Origin of the sequence: Puniceibacterium sediminis (assembly GCF_900188035.1) — a bacterium.
Taxonomy (GTDB): domain Bacteria; phylum Pseudomonadota; class Alphaproteobacteria; order Rhodobacterales; family Rhodobacteraceae; genus Puniceibacterium; species Puniceibacterium sediminis.
In genome coordinates, this window is the sequence record NZ_FZNN01000010.1 from 148,745 (window position 1) to 164,608 (window position 15,864).

Consider the following 15,864-nt stretch of genomic DNA (forward strand, 5'->3'; position numbering starts at 1 on the left):
ATTCAGACTTGCCCTCCACCCGAAATCTCTCGGCGCAGCCAGTCGCGAAAGGCCAGCGTCGCTGGGGACAAACGGTCGTGCGGCTGGGTGACAAGCGCATATTGGCCAAAGGGAAAGGCGCTTGCCCCAAAGGGACGGACCAAAGCCCCCGTGGCAACAGAGCCGCCACCCAAGAAACCATCGTCGATCGCAAACCCCGCCCCACCCCGCGCCAGAGCCAGGGCATCCTGCGTGTTGGACGCATAGACGTGGCGGCGCGCCGAGACCTGCTCGGCCCCCATGGCGGCAAACCAGCGCGCCCAGATTGTCCCGCCATCCTCGTGAATGAGGGTCACATTACGCAGATGGCCCGGGGACATTGTGTCCACCCCCGCCGTCAGGGACGGCGCACAGACCGGAAACATCTCAAGAGCGACCAGTGTTTCGACCTGCATCCCCGGAAAGTCGACCTGATTGAACACGACCGCCGCATCGACCCGTGGCAGCCCCGTTGCGATCTCCGCAGGAAGGCTGCTCAGCTTCAGGGTCAGGTCCGGGAAAAGATCGAGGAACCTCGGCAAGCGCGGCACCAGCCATTGCGCGGCAAAGGCCCGAGGGGCCGCAACGGAAAGGCTGGCGGAAAATGCATCCTCGCCCAGTTGCAGGGTTGTCGCGGCGATATCGTCCAACGCCCGGCGCACCGTGTCGTGCAGACGCTTGCCCTGCGCAGTTAGGACCAGTTTGCGCCGGTTCGCCTCGAACAATGGCTGGCCAAGGGCTGCCTCAATCGCGCGGACCTGATGGCTGATCGCGCTTTGGGTGATGTGCAACTCTTCGCCCGCACGGCGCATATTGAGGTGACGCGCTGCGGCCTCAAAGCCTTGCAATGCGTTAAGCGGGACATGTCTGGGCAGCGTGGGCATGATGTTCCTGAAACCTGCCTCATCAAAGCGATGAGATATTCGCATTTTACATCACTTTATTTGACGCGCACCCTGCCCGAAACCCCTACTGCGAGGATTCTCATGGATGCTGCCTTCTCCCGTCGTCGTCTGATCGCGCCTGATCGCCTCCGCACCCTGATGCAGCGTTCGGATTTGCGCGGTACGCTGCAACTGAGCAGCCATCTGGGTGCGATTGCCATCACGGGGAGCCTGCTTTGGGCCACATGGGGCAGTTTTTGGGCGGTGCCGTTATTCATGGCACACGGGGTGCTGATCAATTTCCTTTACGCGGGCCAACACGAGCTGAGCCACGGCACGGTCTTCGCAACCAAGGGCATCAACGTGCTTTTCGGGCGGATATTCGGGTTCCTGCTGATCTATCCGCGCGACTTCGACAAGATCCAGCACTGGGCGCATCACCAGCACACGCAGAACTGGGAAAAGGACGGCGAACTGATCCGCGAACCCTATACTCTACAGTCTTACCTGCTGTGGTTCTGGGGGCTGACCTACTGGCAGACACGGGTGACACGGATCCTCCGGTTCTGCCGCGGCGTGGTGATCGAACCCTATATCCGCCCCTCAGAAAATGCGCTGGTGATCCGCGAGGCGCGCATTCACGCGGCCCTTTATGCGCTGATCGCTGTCATATCCTTGTGGACGGGCAGTTGGGCGGCGGTGATGCTGTGGCTCGCGCCGATGGTGGTGATGAAGCCGGTGCACCAGCTGCAGAACACGATTGAGCATCTGGGGTTAAGCCACAAGGACGACATCCTTGAAAACACCCGCTCGACACGCACCAATGCGCTGATGCGCTGGCTTTGCTGGCAGATGCCCTATCACACGGCGCACCACACTTTTCCCAGCGTGCCCTTCTGGCAGCTGTGGCAACTGGACGCCGCGATGCGCGAATCCGGGGCAAAGCCACATCAGATGGGTTGGTTCGAGTTCCAGATCGAGGTGATCCGCAAGCTGAGCGCACGTTCCGAAGATGAATACCCATATGATGAGGTCTGGATCGTACCGCGCGGCGATGGTCGGACCACCCGGGTCGAAGCGGCATGAGGCGGCTACGCGTCTTTCAGTCGCTCTGGTCAATGCAGCCTCACGACGCCACCGGGGAGAAATTGCCGCTGGACCGCGTGGCGGGGATGGTGGCGGATGCGGGTTATGCCGGACTTGCCATCGACCTTGGCGCTGCGGATGTAGCCATCGCGCATGAGGTCCGCCCGTATCTGGAGCGTGAGGGTCTGACACCACTGATCGTGGCCTTTCCCCGGTCGGTCGAGTCGCTTCGCGAAACGCTGATCATGGCCAAGGATTTCGGATCGCCCTACGTCAACGTGGTCGGCCAGGTCTTTCCCCTGACGGTCGAAGGAGCGATCCCGGTGATCCGCAAGTGGATCGAGATGTCTGACCAGATCGGCATGCCGGTGCAGTTCGAAACCCATCGAAACTGCATCACCAACGACCTCTTTTCCACCCTCTCGCTGCTGGATGCCATCCCAGAAATGCGGCTGGCGGCGGATCTTTCGCACTACCTTGTAGACCGTGAATTCAAACTGCCGCTAGCGGCGTGGGAGCGTGGATTACTGTCGCGCTGTCTGGCGCGATCTGATAGTTTTCAGGGCCGCGTTTCAGGCCGTCAGCAGATCCAGCTGCAGATTGACTTTCCCCAGCATGCGCCGTGGGTCGCGCTGTTCCATTCGCTCTGGGAAGAAGGCTTTGCCGACTGGCGCACCCGCAATCAGACTGGTGATATGGTGTTCCTATGCGAACTTGGGCCACCGGAATATGCGATGACCGGCCCGGACGGGCGCGAGATGTCGAACCGCTGGGACGAAGCATTGGTGCTGAAGAGCGTGGCCGAAGAAATTTGGGCCGAGCTTGGCGGTGACAGTTAAATTGCTGGCCGCTGCGCACCGTACCTGATCCCTGCCAGCGTCCAAGCAGGTCTCAGTAAGCAGCGCGGTAGATTTCTTCGATATCCTCGACCGATAGATCCACCGGATTCCAGTCAAGCAGACGGCGTATGGCGTGGGCATCCTGCGCCATGTGCACCAGATCATCCTCGGGCACATTATGGGCGCGCAGCCGCATGTCGAGGCCCAAGGCTTCACAAAAACTGCGCGCGCCCGATAGAATCGTTTCCTGGTCACCCGACTGGAACCCAAGCGCCGCACAGACCTGAGCGGTCTTGGACGCCGTCGCCCCGGCATTCACCGCCAGAACATGTGGAAAGATCAGCGCGTTCGCGATCCCGTGCGGCAGCTTGTGACGTGTGCCCAGCGGATAGGCGATGGCATGATCGGCAGTGGTGAACACCGGCCCCAAACAGATCCCGCCATAGAAGGCCACAAGCGAAAGCCCGGCCCGCGCCTCGGTATCCGCGCCGTCATCCACAGCGCGTTTCAGATAGCGCCCGACCAGTTCGATCCCCTGTAGGGCGTAGGCGTCGATGATCACCAGATCGGAAAGCATGTGACGGCTTTCGGTATGCAATCTTTGACCGGCTTACGGGATCGGTGATCAACGCCCGCGTGGCGACCTCGGAGCCGGTGCCTGCGGTGGTGGGGAACTGCACCAGACCGACGCCGTGCGGCGGTGCACGGTGTGGGCCGCTGATCTCGGACAGAGGCAAATCATGCCCGACCATCACGGCCACAAGCTTGGCCAGATCCAAGGCCGAACCGCCGCCGAAGCCAATGATCAGATCCGCGCGGCCCCAGTGCCGAACTGCTCGATGACCCGATCCGCCTATGTCGCCGTCGTCACTTGGTTCAACGAAGACGAGACCATGAACTACGCTGCCATTCGTGCGCAGGTTCGTTGGCAAGTCGCCGCTGGAAACAACATCATGTGCGAAGGGACCAACGGGGACTTTTCCGCGTGACACATGGGGAAAAGATCCAACTGCCTGAGGAGGTGGTGCACGAGGTCGCAGGCCAGGTGAAGGTGATCGTCAACGCGGGCTGCCCGGCGCGCACTCAGAACCACATCGACCCTGAAACCGCCCGTGTACTGGCCCAACACCTCAACATCGCAGGCATCAAGGATTCTGGCGGTTCGACTGAAACGGTATCAGAGTATCTCAGGGTCGCCGAAGAGGTCGGCGGATCTGTGGTCTACTGCGCCCCGGATCATCTGGTCCACTGGAGTCTGCAACAGGGCTGCGCCGGTGTGATCTCGGGGTTGGGCAACGTTGCACCTCAGGTGCTTGCCGCGATCATGGATGGTTTAAACAAAGGCGATACTGCCGTCGCCGATGTAGCCCAGTTGGTATTCGCCGGGTTGCGCAAGGATCTTTATGCACTGGGGTTCCCCCCTGCCATGGTGAAACGCGCGCTTTACATGATGGATCCATCTGTTGGCCTGTCACGTCAGCCTGCACTGATGCCCGATGCCGCACAGGATGCCGCCATCCTGGAAAAACACAGCCTGACCTGAAACCAAGGATAAAGCCATGAAAAGCAAACTCATTGTCCTCACCATGGGGGATCCGTGAGGTGTCGGGGCTGAGGTCACAGTCAAGGCCATAGCCTCGCTTCCGCCCGAGGCCCGCTCCGGCTACGCGGTGATCGGCGATGCCGACACCCTGGCGCGCGCGATAGCAGCCGCAGGCGTGGATTTGACACTGGGCGATGGGCCGGGTGCCCTTCGGGTTGTGCACGTACCGGTCGACGGGCTTCCTGGCCGGTTCGGTGTGCTGTCCGACGCCTGCGGCGAGGGCTGTTTCCGCTTTATCGACACTGCGCTGAAGATGTCTACGGGCGGAAAGGCCGCGGGGATCGTAACCGCCCCGATCAACAAGGAAGCGCTGAATTCTGCCGGACACCATTATGACGGGCACACGGGGATGCTCGCACATCTGACGGGATGTTTCGCATCCTGGATGCTGCTGGACTCCGATACGCTGAACGTCATCCATGTCTCAACACATGTTTCCCTGAAGGACGCCTCACCCACGCCACGCCCCAGAGGGTGGCCGAGACGATCCACGTCGGCCATCGGCCGTTCCAGCGCATGGGTGTGGCAAACCCGCGTATCGCCGTGGCCGGAATCACGCCTACACTGCGGGGAAAACGGGCTGTTCGGACGTGAGGATGACCTACAGGTCCTCCCGGGCGCAAAAATGGCCCCGGCCGAAGGGATAGACGGAGTCGGTGCAATCGGCGGATACGGATTACTATCGGGCCAACCGTGGGGATTTCGATCTGGTCGTGGCCCAGTATCACGATCAAGGGCATATTCCGAACAAGCTGATCGCGTTTGATACCGCTGTGACTGTCTCGCTCGGCTTGCCGATCGACCGTTCTTCGGTGGATCATGGCACAGCCTTCGATATCGCGGGTATGGGTCGGGCGAACCACGTCAACATACTGTCCTCGCTGGTTTATGCCGGGAAGTTGCGCGCCGAGCGGTTTTGAGCGGGATCGCCGCATCCGTCCGGGCGAAGCATTGCGTCCGAACAACCGGCATAGGTTTTCCAACTTTTCCAGCCTGCCTCGCCAACCGGTATCGAGCCGGACATGTTTGATCGCGCGGCGGTGGTAGGTGTAGGCAAGGTGAAGACAGCCATCCCGCGCTTCGATCAGCCAAGGATATGAAAGTTCACGGTTTTGCCCGTCAACCGAGTTATTGCTGAGACAGGCGCCGACTCCGTCTTCGATCAGAAACCGCTCTGGAAAAGTTCTGCCGCCATCCGCCGACAGACATAGTGCGACAGGAGCGCGCAGCACGCCCCAGACAGGCAAGCCCCCTCCCGCTGGATCGGCGTCTGGCCGAGTGTCGTCCTCGCCCAACTCATCATAAAGGGACGCGCGGCGGGCGTCGGACATCGCGGCATTCACAGGGTACATATCATCGCGATCTCGCCACTCGCGAGACGGATCGCCGCAACTGATGAATTGTTGTTGGGCACATCCGTCGCTGCGCGCGCAGTCCAGATCAAACCGCCATCAACGCTTTCAGAGCGGTGGACGTGATCTGCCTGACGACGGCGGTAAAAAGCGGCCAGCGATCCATCCAGCGCGACCGGGCACATGTGAACCGACCCGACGCACCCCGAAATCTCTTCATAAGCCCATATATTACCGTAGCCTTTTGACCCTCCGATGGCCGCGACGTTCTGGCTTCCCGTCCATTTCTGACTGGGGCGCTGCACGCAGCGAAAGATAGGCAAGAGCCATCGAGCATCGCCCAGAACCTGTAACGGTGCGCGGATAAAGCATCCACGGGACAGGTCGAGATATTTTCCCGCCTCTGCCGATAGTTTGGTGCCATCGCGGTTCACTTTGGCCATGCGGATACGCCATTCGTCCTGATTTCCGGCAGGCTGCGAGGTGTGCAAAAGCAAAAGCCTGCCATCGGGTGCAGCGGACAGAACCGGATTCTGTTCCGAGTGATCCGGGTCATGGCTAAGTGTCGCCACAGCCCCCCATTCCCCGCCCCCCGGGAGAAACACAGATGCACGGATGGCAATGTCAGACTTGCCTTCAAGCGAACCGCCGAACCAGGCACAGTTGATCACCCCATCTTCGCATTCGTGCAGAAAGGCGGCGTGGTTCTGGATCATTGGCGACGGCAGGTAGGCTTCTGTCCGTCCCGCCTAAACTTCGGGCAACCGCCCTGTCATGGCTTGTTCGATCTCATCAACGCGCATGCAATTACCCCCTTATCGTCAGGAAAGTTATGCCAAGCCCGTTAAATTGATCAAACAATTTGTCATCCTGTAATGCAGTTGCTATTCCGGCATCCGCAGATCAATAAACCCACCGCCGAACAGCCTGTCGCGCGAATGCTCGAGATGGGCCAACATCAGCGCCGATGACTTTTCCGGATCGCGCGCCGCGATGGCGGCGTGGATGGCGCAGTGTTCATTGAATAAGCCCTGCAAGCCTTTGGCTCCATCGCTCATTAAAGACTGTCCGTGCAGCTTCATGCCGACATAGATATGTTCCCGCAGGGCACGAAGGGTCGCTTCAAAATACTGGTTATTGGCCGCCTTGGTGATCGCAAGGTGAAAGGCGAAATCCGCATCCTCGCGGTGGGTCATCGATCCGGCCGCATCGCGCATCAGGTCCAGCGCCTTGGCAATTTCGGCAAGGGCGATTGCATTGTGCCGTTACGCGGCCAGACGTGCCGCTTTTGTCTCAAAAGTTTCCGCGAATTCGTAGCACCGTTGTATGTCAGCCAGAGTTTCAACCCAAGCAAAGCCGACGGGTGCATTCACGGGAATGCGCACATAACTGCCGACCCCTTGACGCGAAAAGATCAGACCTTCTTCGCGCGGTCGGTAAAGAGCGGCGCGCAGAACCGGACGTGAAACACCTAGTTCCCGGGACGGGGCATTTTCGGGGGGGCAGTTTCTGGTTCGTCGAATGTTCCCCGTTCGAGATACGGGTGAGCAGGGTATGATAGACGCGGTCGGCAAGCGACGTGCGCGGCCTGGCCTTTTCCTCTTTCATGGCGCGTCTCCCCTTTGAAAATGGTACTACCGTGAAATGCCGCTTTAACCGGGCTTTGCAAATATGTTGACCAGTCGTTTCAGCAGAGACGCGTCGCCGAACCCGCCGGACTTGGTGATCACGGTCAGGCCACTGTCAGGGCAGCGCGCAATGGGGACGCCGGACAGCACCTCACCCAAGTGATCCAGCAGGCCAATGTCCAACCGGTGCAGCAGCGCGGCCGCCGTCTCGCCACCGCAGACAAAGAGGGTCGAAGGCATGGAGCGCCGCATTTCCAACGCCAGTCTGCGCGCAAAGACGCTGCCGACTTCAGGAGCGTGCCCCTTCACCGTCCCTTGAGTGATCTGGATCAGTTGAACCTGACGCTTGTCGAGTGTCGGGACACGGCCACCCGGAGCGCAGACGGGCGGCAGATCAAGCGCGGCGACCTGTTCGAGGGTGATGGGATTGCGCGATCCAATTGCCATAAGAAGCGGCGACTCCAGCGCAATGGCGGGACGGGCGACAGGGCTTGGTACAAGGCGGCGGGCCAGCGCCTCAGCGAGACCCGCAGCACCCAGGTAGAGAATCCCGCCGAGGTTCGCAGGCAGTGCCGCGTCCAGATCCGCATCGCTTTCGGCATCGATGATGGTCGCATCCTTGCCAAGCTTTGGCGCGATGGGGATCGGAGCATCAACTCCGACGCCGGTGACAGCACCTTCGATGACCACCCGGCCCAGCCTTGGAATGGCCGGGCACGCCAGCACGGGACCGGGACGGAGTTCGGACAGGTCAGCCAGTTCAGACGCAATGTTGCCCTTGAGACGACTGTCGACCTTCATAAACAGCAACCCGTCGAAACGTTGTATCGCTTCGCTCATGGCGCGGATGACACGAACTGCCGACGCGCTGTCCATTTCGCGCGTCGACGTCGCGACCGAGACGACCGCCACCGACGGGTCAGCCAAAGCCTGCGCAAGATGCCCCGGCCCTGTCCCGACACGCACGACCGACCCGCGCGCGGCAAATGCTGCTGCACTGTCGAGCGCACCTGTCAGGTCACCGGCGAGAATCAGCACCCGGGTCATCGGCTCTCCTCCTTATCAACGGCCGCGCATCAGGTCTTGCATCATCTCAACCTCTTCGCCGGTCAGATCCATCAGCGGTGTCCGCACTGGGCCAGCCGCGAAGCCGCGCAACCTTACGCCGGCCTTGATCGCCGAGACAGCGTAGCCTGTCTTACGATCACGGATCTTTGCAAAAGGATAGTAGAAATTCTTGAGCAGTATTTCGCAAGTGGCGTCATCACCCACACTGAACGCCCGATGAAATTCCAGCGCTGTGCCGGGCACAAAGTTGAAGACGGCCGACGAATAGGTCGGCATCCCTGCCCCACGATATGCCTGTGCAAAAAGCTCATGCGTGGGCATTCCGCCAATATAGCTTAGCCGCTCACCCAGGGTCAGCGTGACGCGGCGCACAGTTTCGATGTCGCCGGTGCCGTCCTTGAAGCCGATCAGGTTCGGGCAATCGTCGGCAAGGCGCATCAGGGTCTCGGCACTGACGCGGGTTTGCCCGCGGTTGTAGACGATGACAGCCATTTTCGTGGACTCGCAGACGGCTCGGACATGCGCCTCGATCCCGTCCTGAGGCGCCCCTATCAGGTAGTGCGGCAGTAGGAGAATACCGTCGCCGCCCGCTGCCTCGATCCCCCGGGCCATTTCGCAGGCCATACGGGTGCCGTATCCGCACCCCGAAATGATCGGCTGGCCGGGCTGTGCGGCTTTGGCGGCGCGCACGACTTCGAAGACTTCGGAAGGGCTAAGCGAGAAAAGCTCGCCCGTGCCGCCCGCCACAATCAGCCCCGCAACGGGGTAGTCCGAGAGCCATTCGAGATGCGCGCCGAAGGCATCGGCGGCGAAATCCCCCGCATCGTCAAAAGGGGTGACAGGGAAGGACAGCAGGCCTGTGCGGATCCGGGCCTGAAGGTCTTGGTTGTCGAGCATGCTCGTCTCCTTGGGGACGGGTCAGAGAGACACCGCCGCAGATGATAAGGGGCTGGCCGGTGACGGCACCGGCATGGGCGAGATCAGGGAGGCGGCAGTCTTGCCACCTCCTAGAATTAGATCATGCAGGCATTGGGCGGTGGATTTGCGGCCTCTGCCGGGTGGGGTTACGGTTTTGACACTGGCCGTTGCCTGATCTGGCACCCGCAAGCAGTCCGCAGCATGGCATGTGCCCCACTGCCTCACTCCGCTGCTCTGCATTGGCGATTGTGGCGCAGCGAGGACATCAGCGACAACCCGATGAATCCCGCGCCCAGCAGTCCGGTGATGACCTCTGGCACGTGGAAAAGGGTCTGCGCGAACATGATCAGCGACAGGATCAGGATCGACCAGAAAGCCCCGTGCTCAAGGTATCGGAACTCGGCCAGCGTTTTGCGTTCTACCAGCATGATGGTCATGGAACGCACGTACATCGCGCCGATGCCCAACCCGATGGCGATCAGGAACAGGTTCTGTGTCAGCGCAAAAGCCCCGATGACACCGTCAAAGCTGAACGAAGCGTCGAGGACCTCCAGATAGAGGAACGCACCCAGACCGCCACGCGCCACTTGGCCCGTGGTGGCGGAACTGTCGAGGACATGGCCCAGTATCTCGACCGCGAGGAAGGTGACGATGCCAAAGACGGCGGCGAAGAGGAAGGTGCCCGTCTCAGCATCGGGCAGGATCATCGAGAAGATGAGAACCAGCAATAGCACAATGGCAATCTCGATCCCGCGAAAGGCGCCGCATTTGCGCATGGCCTTTTCCAGACCCTTTATCCAGTCGATCTCTTTCTCGGCATCGACGAACCAGCTGAGCGAAACCATCATCAGAAAGGCCCCGCCAAAGGCGGCGATGGAAAGATGCGCATCGTTGATGATCTCGGCGTAGCGGGCGGGTTGCGTCGCGGCAAGGCGGATAGCCTCAACAGGATTGATATGTGCCGCCACCACGACCACCAGAAGCGGGAACAGGATGCGCATTCCGAAGACCGCGATCACGATGCCCCAGGTGAGGAACCGATGGCGCCATACCGGTGTCATCTTGTCCAGTTTGTTGGCGTTGACGATGGCGTTGTCGAATGAGAGCGAGATTTCCAGCACCGCGAGGATAGCGCCTATCATAAGGAACCCGAGCGCGCCCGAAAGCGTGCTGGTATAGGCCCAGCCCACCCAGAAGGCCAACGCCAGCCCGACCACAGTTACACCGTAGGCCCATCCAAAATATTTCAGCATGTCAGGCCTGTACCGTCGGTAGGTAACCAGTCAGATCCACCGGACTCAGCAGCGGTTGACCAGCGAAAAACGCACCAAGGTTATCAACCAGAAGTTGAGCCATCGCGTCACGCGTCTCGACCGTGCCAGAGGCATGGTGCGGATAAAGCGTGACATTGGGCAACGACGTCAAGCGCGGGTCGGCATCGGGTTCAGAGGCATAGACATCAAGCGCCGCCGATCCCAACCGCCCGTCCGACAGACAGGCAATCAGCGCCTCCTCATCCACGACTGATCCACGGGCAACGTTGATAAGAAGGCCGGTGGGACCAAGCGCCTCCATGACCTTTGTGTCGATCAGGCTCCGGGTACTCTCTCCGCCAGCGACGATGACCACCAGCGCGTCACTATCGCGGGCCAGCTGGATCAGATCTGACTGATAATCCCAGTGCAGATCCTTGGGACGCCGATTCCAGTAGGTAACCTGCTGGCCCATCGCCTTGGCACGTTCGGCTATGGCCTGACCGATGGTGCCCATGCCGACGATGCCCAGCTTGCCGCCCTTCAGCGAACGCTGGAGAGGAAACGCCCCTTTACGAGCCCAGTCGCCGGAACGCACGTAGGCTTCGGCTGGTACAAGGCCCCGCCGGGCGGCAAGCAGCAGCATGATCGCGGTGTCGGCAACATCGTCGCACAAGGCCTGAGAGGTGTTGGTAAGCGTGACACCGTGTTCGGCCATCGCCGCAACATCAAAGCCGTCGAACCCCGCCGAAGAGCAGGACACCAACCGCAGATCGGGCATCGCCTCGACGATCGGGCGGGTGACAGGTGCATGACCATTGGTTGCGATAGCACGACATCTGGGACCGAATTCGGCGACGAAAGCATCTTTGTCTTCGGCAAGGTCATAGCGGTGGAGCGTGTATCTCTCCTCCAACTGTTGCATCGCATCGGGTCGCTGCGAGCAAAGCATCATCACATCGGGTCTGGTCATATCAAAGAAACTCCTGGGCCAGCCTTGCCTCGCGGCGGCGGGCCTGTACTTGGGGATCGGGTTCGAGTGAGCCCGCGAGCAGCCCATTGGTATAAGCCTCGCGGGGGGCTTCGAATATCTGGCGTGTTGCGCCCTGTTCTACAATACGCCCCGACTGCATGACGACAACCCGGTCAGCAAAATCGCGCACGACCGGCAGATCGTGGGCGATAAAGATGTAACTCAGCCCGAATTCCCCCTTGAGCCGATCCAAAAGGTCGATGACCTGCGCTTGAACCTGTACGTCCAGCGCCGACACTGCCTCGTCACAGACAATGATCCGGGGTTCGAGCGCAAGGGTGCGGGCGATGGCGGTGCGCTGACGCTGCCCGCCCGAAAACTGATGCGGGTATTTGTGCGCCGCTGCCGCCGGTTAGGGAATGCCAACCTTGGCAAGCAGCCGCAGAGTTTCAGCCCGCGCCTCTACGCGGGTGGTGCCGTGGATGCCCATTGCTCTTCGATCTGCCAGCCGACCTTGTAGGCCGGGTTCAGGTGGCTCAGTGGATCCTGAAAGATCATCGCGATCTTCTTGCCATTGATGTGCCGCCGCTCCGCCCGCCCCATCGTCAGCAGATCCTTGCCGCGATAGAATATCTGCCCGGTGGTGATCTCGCCTGGGGGGCAGACGATCAGATCCATGACGGCCGACGCCGAGACGGATTTCCAGACCCGGATTCCCCAAGGATGGCAAGCACTTCGCCCTTGTTGATCGACCAGCTGACGTTTTTGACGGCCTGAACCGGGCCGCGCGCAGTGTGAAAGGTGACAGACAGGTCGCGGACCTGGAGCACCTCGGCGCGGGTTGTCCGCAGGCACGCCGGGATGCCGGTGATCGCGAGGACAAGGATGATGTTCCCGACCGATCGGTCAAGCATGTAGAGCACGATCACCGCCAGCAGCGGTCGGCCCAACTGATCGCCGCCTAGAACCAGCAGCCACCCCCTGGCCAGATCAAAGGGCGGCGCGTTGCGCCCGCGCAGGTTCTGACGGCTCGACTCCTGTTCCAGCAGCATTGGCCCGAAGACGGCACAGAGAACGATGATCAGAAGGAACACGGCGGCAACGGTCGCGGTTTGTCCGCCCAAAGCAGTTTCAATGTTCCCCGTGGGCGCCCGGTTTCGGGCTTGTCGGGGGAGTGAATGCGCTGTTCTGCCATGGTCATTTCAATACCGGATCCGCGGATTGAGCACGGCATAGGCCAGGTCGATCAGGATGTTCATGAGGAAGATGGCGAAGGCCGTGACCATGATCGAGGCCAGCACAACAGCAAACTCACGCTGCAGCATCGAATCGATCATCAGTTTGCCGACGCCGGGAAAGCCAAAGATCGTTTCGACCACCACTGCACCGTTCAGCATCCCGGCGGCCTGATCTCCGATCACGGTGATGACAGGCAGCATCGCGTTGCGCAGAGCATGTACAAAGATAGTGGCGCGTGGGGCGACGCCCTTGGCGCGCGCGGTTTTCACAAAAGCCGACGACAGAGCGTTGATCGTCGATCCGCGCACGACCTGAAGGATCAGGCCGAAGGGGCGGATGAACAGCACCGAAACCGGCAGGATCCAGTGCCAGACAGTGCCGGTGCCAGAGGTAGGCAACCATCCGAAGCCGACGACAAAGACCACGATGGTGACGATGGCGACCCAGAAATCCGGGGCCGAAGCACCGATGAGCGAAAAGAACGTCGCCACCCGGTCGAACGGTCCGCCGACGCGGAACGCAGCCAGAGACCCAAGAGTGATTGCTGCGAAAGTCACGCCGATCATGGTGATCGCGGCCAGTTGCAGTGTCCAGACGAATGCCTCGGTCACGACTTCTAGTGCGTGCCGCGCACGGCGGATGGAGTCACCGAAATCAAGCTGCACGAGGTCGACCATGTAATCACCAAACTGCACAATCAGCGGGTCGTTCAAACTATGGATCTGGCGGAAATTCTCGCGCGCCTCAACCGAGGCATCGACCGGCAGGTACAGGTCGGTCGGATCACCGGTCAGGCGCGCCAGGAAGAACACGGCGATGACCAGCTGGAACAGCTAAATGGCGCTGGATACGGCGCGTTTGGCAAGGAATGTCCTCATGGCGGGGGCCCTCTGGGACGTGCTCGGGGCGGCGGTGTGTCCGCCGCCCCGTATGCGTTACTTGAACTTGATCTGCGACAGCTGCAGTTCCGAGTTCGTCGCAATGGTCGGCTTAAAGTCGAGCCGTTTCGAGACGCGTCTGACGCCAACCAGGTGGAACAGCAGAACATCAGCCGAGATGTCATGGGCACGGGCCAAGGCCTTTTCCCAGGCAGCGCCCCGTAGGTCACCCGCCGTACCTGTGGCGGCTGCGATGTCGGCGTCCAATTCCTCATCACAGATGCCCGACTGAAGGCCATCGCAGGCGTATTTGAAATACATCGAAAACATCGGATCGCCGCGATTGTTATCGTGCATCGCCGCGACAAGCGCCGGGGTGTCGTCCGCCGCGAAAGGCTTGGAGTGATATTTGATCCACTCGCCACTTCGACCATCTACAACTTGGTGTTGAATCCTGCATCGCCCAGGATCTGCTGCAGGGCCTCCATGACTTCGGTCACGTTCGGAAAGTTACCAAGAGGGCCCAAAAGCAGGATCTCGGTATGAACGGCTACGCCGTCGGCTTTTGCCTCTTCCAGCAGCGCCTTGGAACCGTCAGGATCTTATGCTGGAACTTCCAGTGCGACACCTGCCCCCAGTGTCGACGGCACGGTCATGTGCGTGGCGATCTGCGCATCCGCGGGGATCAGCGTCCCAAGGAAGGCTTCGCGGTCAACGGCCATGTTCAGGGCGCGACGGACCCGCACGTCATTCAGCGGAACGAGACTGCTGTCGTTGCGCAGGTCGTGGTTTCCGAGTTGGGATAGGAAAAGTCCGTCTTCGGATTGGTGGCATCGTCCGAGCCGAGCAGCTAGGTCGCCTTGGTGACAGCGGGCTGTGCGCCCCAGTAATCGTCACGGTGATCTAGGACAATCGACTGGCCCACATTCCATTCTGACAAGACACAAGGGCCCGTGCCGACGGGTTCGCGGGTTAATTCGATCGGGGTTTCGGCAGGCACCACCGTCAGGGTGGGCATCAGCAGCGGCAGGTTCGGTTGGGCCGGTTGGGATTTGATATCGATGGTCAGGTCATGCACCACCGTCGGCGTGAGGGTCATTCCGCCGAAATACTTGGCGCCGATCTCGCAGGTCAGGTAGCGCGACAGCGCGCGTTCGATGGTGTGAACGATATCGCCCGCATCCAACGTGGAGAAGTCAGAGAATGACACCCCATCGCGCAGGTGGAACCGCCATGTGCCATCGCCCACGTCTTCCCAGCTTTAGGCCAGGTGCGGCATCAGTTCACCGTTTTCACTGTTCACCTCAGTGAGGGTTTCCGAGATATTCTCAAGTACTACGCGACCGATGTTGGATTGCGACGCCATGCAGGGTTCGACCACCTCAAGCTCCTCATTGAGTGCTATCATGACGTCGGTATCGGCAGCAACAGCTGGTCCCACATAGGCAAACAGGGCAACCCCACATAGCAGGTCATTTCAGTAGTTCGTTGTATTTAATCCAAAAAACATACTTGGTATATAAGTGTCCCCGGCGGCCACCACCCTTTGCCGAAGGTCGCTTTGATCCGATGCGTCTCCTCCGGATCCTGCGGATCAAAAAGCAGTGTGATGTGGTTTTTAATGCCGATCTATAGCGAATAAACGCTGTTTGATCCAATTTCGGTATCAGTCAGCCCTCCTCTGGTATCATCCAATTGACGGCACCCGCGACCGGCGGGCACTTGCCGTCATCAAGACGATGGCGGCAAAAATGGACGATGCCCCGACCCAGGTGGTCACGCGCGGAAGCTCGGCAAAAGCCAGCCATCCGGCGAGCGCGACAAGTGTAAGCCGACGAAAAAGGGATGGACGTCTCCGGCCACCAAGCGCACGATCACACCGTCCGGCGCACTGCCGAAAGCCACCAGCGCCCGGCGCTCTTGCATGACACACTCCGATACCGGGCCGGAAAAGCGGCGCCACTTCTAGGTGTTTGATCGCATGGTTTGATGGTGCGATCATTTCTCAGGCCTGGAAGGAGGCATTGTGAGACAAGTTCGTCACGGGAGCGCCACGACAACGCACGCCGTCAGAGCTGCAATACAGTGATCGCAAGCTTCGCTCGCGCAGTTGAGTAAGAGTTGG

General features: G+C 60.4%; 25 protein-coding genes. 7 read left to right on the forward strand and 18 right to left on the reverse strand.

Translation table 11 applies throughout. The features are described from left to right. Positions 1-2: 2 nt before the first annotated feature. Positions 3-902: a LysR substrate-binding domain-containing protein gene (locus CHB75_RS12425; protein WP_176439126.1), complete on the reverse strand. Its 900-nt coding sequence runs from the start codon at positions 900-902 to the stop codon at positions 3-5. 102 nt (positions 903-1,004) lie between these two features. On the opposite strand from CHB75_RS12425, the gene CHB75_RS12430 reads away from it, so the two are divergent. Then, positions 1,005-1,988 carry a fatty acid desaturase gene (locus CHB75_RS12430; protein ID WP_089270917.1) on the forward strand — a complete coding sequence of 328 codons (984 nt, stop codon included), beginning with the start codon at positions 1,005-1,007 and terminating at the stop codon, positions 1,986-1,988. Continuing rightward, a complete protein-coding gene (locus CHB75_RS12435; RefSeq protein ID WP_089270919.1) occupies positions 1,985-2,827 on the forward strand; it encodes a sugar phosphate isomerase/epimerase family protein in 843 nt (280 codons plus the stop codon). The genes CHB75_RS12430 and CHB75_RS12435 overlap by 4 nt, the downstream gene beginning before the upstream one ends. 52 nt (positions 2,828-2,879) lie before the next feature. Here CHB75_RS12435 and CHB75_RS12440 read toward each other — a convergent pair whose 3' ends face one another. Beyond that, positions 2,880-3,404: a dehydroquinate synthase/iron-containing alcohol dehydrogenase family protein gene (locus tag CHB75_RS12440; RefSeq protein WP_281253211.1), complete on the reverse strand. Its 525-nt coding sequence runs from the start codon at positions 3,402-3,404 to the stop codon at positions 2,880-2,882. Beyond that, positions 3,319-3,588, reverse strand: coding sequence for an iron-containing alcohol dehydrogenase (locus CHB75_RS22360; RefSeq protein ID WP_281253212.1), 270 nt, complete (start codon positions 3,586-3,588; stop codon positions 3,319-3,321). The genes CHB75_RS12440 and CHB75_RS22360 overlap by 86 nt, the downstream gene beginning before the upstream one ends. On the opposite strand from CHB75_RS22360, the gene CHB75_RS22055 reads away from it, so the two are divergent. The 4 genes from CHB75_RS22055 (at position 3,568) to CHB75_RS22060 (ending at position 5,350) form a co-directional block, all read left to right on the forward strand. Then, entirely contained in the window at positions 3,568-3,816 is a 249-nt protein-coding gene (locus CHB75_RS22055) for a hypothetical protein (protein WP_245840930.1), read from the forward strand. The two genes, CHB75_RS22360 and CHB75_RS22055, sit on opposite strands and share 21 nt — an antisense overlap. Beyond that, positions 3,813-4,370 (forward strand): dihydrodipicolinate synthase family protein, encoded by a 558-nt coding sequence (locus CHB75_RS12445; protein ID WP_245840932.1) that lies wholly within the window; start codon positions 3,813-3,815, stop codon positions 4,368-4,370. The genes CHB75_RS22055 and CHB75_RS12445 overlap by 4 nt, the downstream gene beginning before the upstream one ends. A 175-nt stretch (positions 4,371-4,545) precedes the next feature. After that, positions 4,546-5,196 (forward strand): 4-hydroxythreonine-4-phosphate dehydrogenase PdxA, encoded by a 651-nt coding sequence (locus tag CHB75_RS12450; protein WP_245840933.1) that lies wholly within the window; start codon positions 4,546-4,548, stop codon positions 5,194-5,196. Next, complete coding sequence (locus CHB75_RS22060; RefSeq protein WP_245840935.1) at positions 5,087-5,350, forward strand: 4-hydroxythreonine-4-phosphate dehydrogenase PdxA; 264 nt, start codon at positions 5,087-5,089, stop codon at positions 5,348-5,350. The genes CHB75_RS12450 and CHB75_RS22060 overlap by 110 nt, the downstream gene beginning before the upstream one ends. Positions 5,351-5,769: 419 nt before the next feature. Here the strand turns inward: CHB75_RS22060 and CHB75_RS21860 are convergent, their stop codons facing one another. From CHB75_RS21860 to CHB75_RS22085, 12 genes are all read right to left on the reverse strand, one after another. Next, positions 5,770-6,498 (reverse strand): exo-alpha-sialidase, encoded by a 729-nt coding sequence (locus CHB75_RS21860; RefSeq protein ID WP_217898785.1) that lies wholly within the window; start codon positions 6,496-6,498, stop codon positions 5,770-5,772. Between the two features lie 168 nt (positions 6,499-6,666). Further along, positions 6,667-6,999 (reverse strand): FCD domain-containing protein, encoded by a 333-nt coding sequence (locus CHB75_RS22065; RefSeq protein ID WP_245840937.1) that lies wholly within the window; start codon positions 6,997-6,999, stop codon positions 6,667-6,669. A 48-nt stretch (positions 7,000-7,047) separates the two neighbouring features. Further along, positions 7,048-7,356: a FadR/GntR family transcriptional regulator gene (locus tag CHB75_RS22490; protein WP_425439499.1), complete on the reverse strand. Its 309-nt coding sequence runs from the start codon at positions 7,354-7,356 to the stop codon at positions 7,048-7,050. Between the two features lie 78 nt (positions 7,357-7,434). Continuing rightward, entirely contained in the window at positions 7,435-8,457 is a 1,023-nt protein-coding gene (locus tag CHB75_RS12465; protein ID WP_089270921.1) for a four-carbon acid sugar kinase family protein, read from the reverse strand. Positions 8,458-8,472: 15 nt separating this feature from the next. Continuing rightward, complete coding sequence (locus CHB75_RS12470; RefSeq protein ID WP_089270923.1) at positions 8,473-9,375, reverse strand: 5-dehydro-4-deoxyglucarate dehydratase; 903 nt, start codon at positions 9,373-9,375, stop codon at positions 8,473-8,475. 242 nt (positions 9,376-9,617) lie between these two features. Beyond that, positions 9,618-10,649: a DUF475 domain-containing protein gene (locus CHB75_RS12475; protein ID WP_089270925.1), complete on the reverse strand. Its 1,032-nt coding sequence runs from the start codon at positions 10,647-10,649 to the stop codon at positions 9,618-9,620. A gap of 1 nt (position 10,650) precedes the next feature. After that, positions 10,651-11,622 carry a 2-hydroxyacid dehydrogenase gene (locus CHB75_RS12480; RefSeq protein ID WP_089270927.1) on the reverse strand — a complete coding sequence of 324 codons (972 nt, stop codon included), beginning with the start codon at positions 11,620-11,622 and terminating at the stop codon, positions 10,651-10,653. Position 11,623: 1 nt separating this feature from the next. Continuing rightward, positions 11,624-11,920: an ABC transporter ATP-binding protein gene (locus CHB75_RS22070; RefSeq protein ID WP_141135105.1), complete on the reverse strand. Its 297-nt coding sequence runs from the start codon at positions 11,918-11,920 to the stop codon at positions 11,624-11,626. 164 nt (positions 11,921-12,084) lie between these two features. After that, entirely contained in the window at positions 12,085-12,300 is a 216-nt protein-coding gene (locus CHB75_RS22075) for a hypothetical protein (protein WP_141135106.1), read from the reverse strand. Continuing rightward, complete coding sequence (locus CHB75_RS22080; protein ID WP_245840939.1) at positions 12,291-12,746, reverse strand: hypothetical protein; 456 nt, start codon at positions 12,744-12,746, stop codon at positions 12,291-12,293. Before CHB75_RS22080 ends, CHB75_RS22075 begins: the two co-directional genes overlap by 10 nt. A gap of 78 nt (positions 12,747-12,824) precedes the next feature. Then, complete coding sequence (locus CHB75_RS12490) at positions 12,825-13,673, reverse strand: ABC transporter permease (protein WP_245840941.1); 849 nt, start codon at positions 13,671-13,673, stop codon at positions 12,825-12,827. A gap of 123 nt (positions 13,674-13,796) precedes the next feature. Then, positions 13,797-14,096, reverse strand: a complete 300-nt coding sequence (locus CHB75_RS22085; protein ID WP_245840943.1) for a periplasmic substrate-binding domain-containing protein — start codon at positions 14,094-14,096, stop codon at positions 13,797-13,799. Positions 14,097-14,281: 185 nt separating this feature from the next. Between CHB75_RS22085 and CHB75_RS22090 the strand changes: the two genes are divergently transcribed. Continuing rightward, on the forward strand, positions 14,282-14,545 hold the full coding sequence (locus tag CHB75_RS22090; protein ID WP_245840945.1) for a hypothetical protein: 264 nt from the start codon (positions 14,282-14,284) through the stop codon (positions 14,543-14,545). 44 nt (positions 14,546-14,589) lie between these two features. Here the strand turns inward: CHB75_RS22090 and CHB75_RS22095 are convergent, their stop codons facing one another. The 3 genes from CHB75_RS22095 to CHB75_RS21670 all read right to left on the reverse strand — a co-directional run bounded on the left by CHB75_RS22095 (position 14,590) and on the right by CHB75_RS21670 (position 15,665). Further along, complete coding sequence (locus CHB75_RS22095; RefSeq protein ID WP_245840946.1) at positions 14,590-14,988, reverse strand: ABC transporter substrate-binding protein; 399 nt, start codon at positions 14,986-14,988, stop codon at positions 14,590-14,592. A gap of 12 nt (positions 14,989-15,000) precedes the next feature. Then, the gene (locus tag CHB75_RS22100; RefSeq protein ID WP_245840948.1) at positions 15,001-15,147 is read right to left on the reverse strand and encodes a hypothetical protein; all 147 of its coding nucleotides are present in this window, start codon (positions 15,145-15,147) and stop codon (positions 15,001-15,003) included. A gap of 368 nt (positions 15,148-15,515) precedes the next feature. After that, entirely contained in the window at positions 15,516-15,665 is a 150-nt protein-coding gene (locus tag CHB75_RS21670) for a hypothetical protein (RefSeq protein ID WP_176439127.1), read from the reverse strand. Positions 15,666-15,864: the final 199 nt, after the last annotated feature.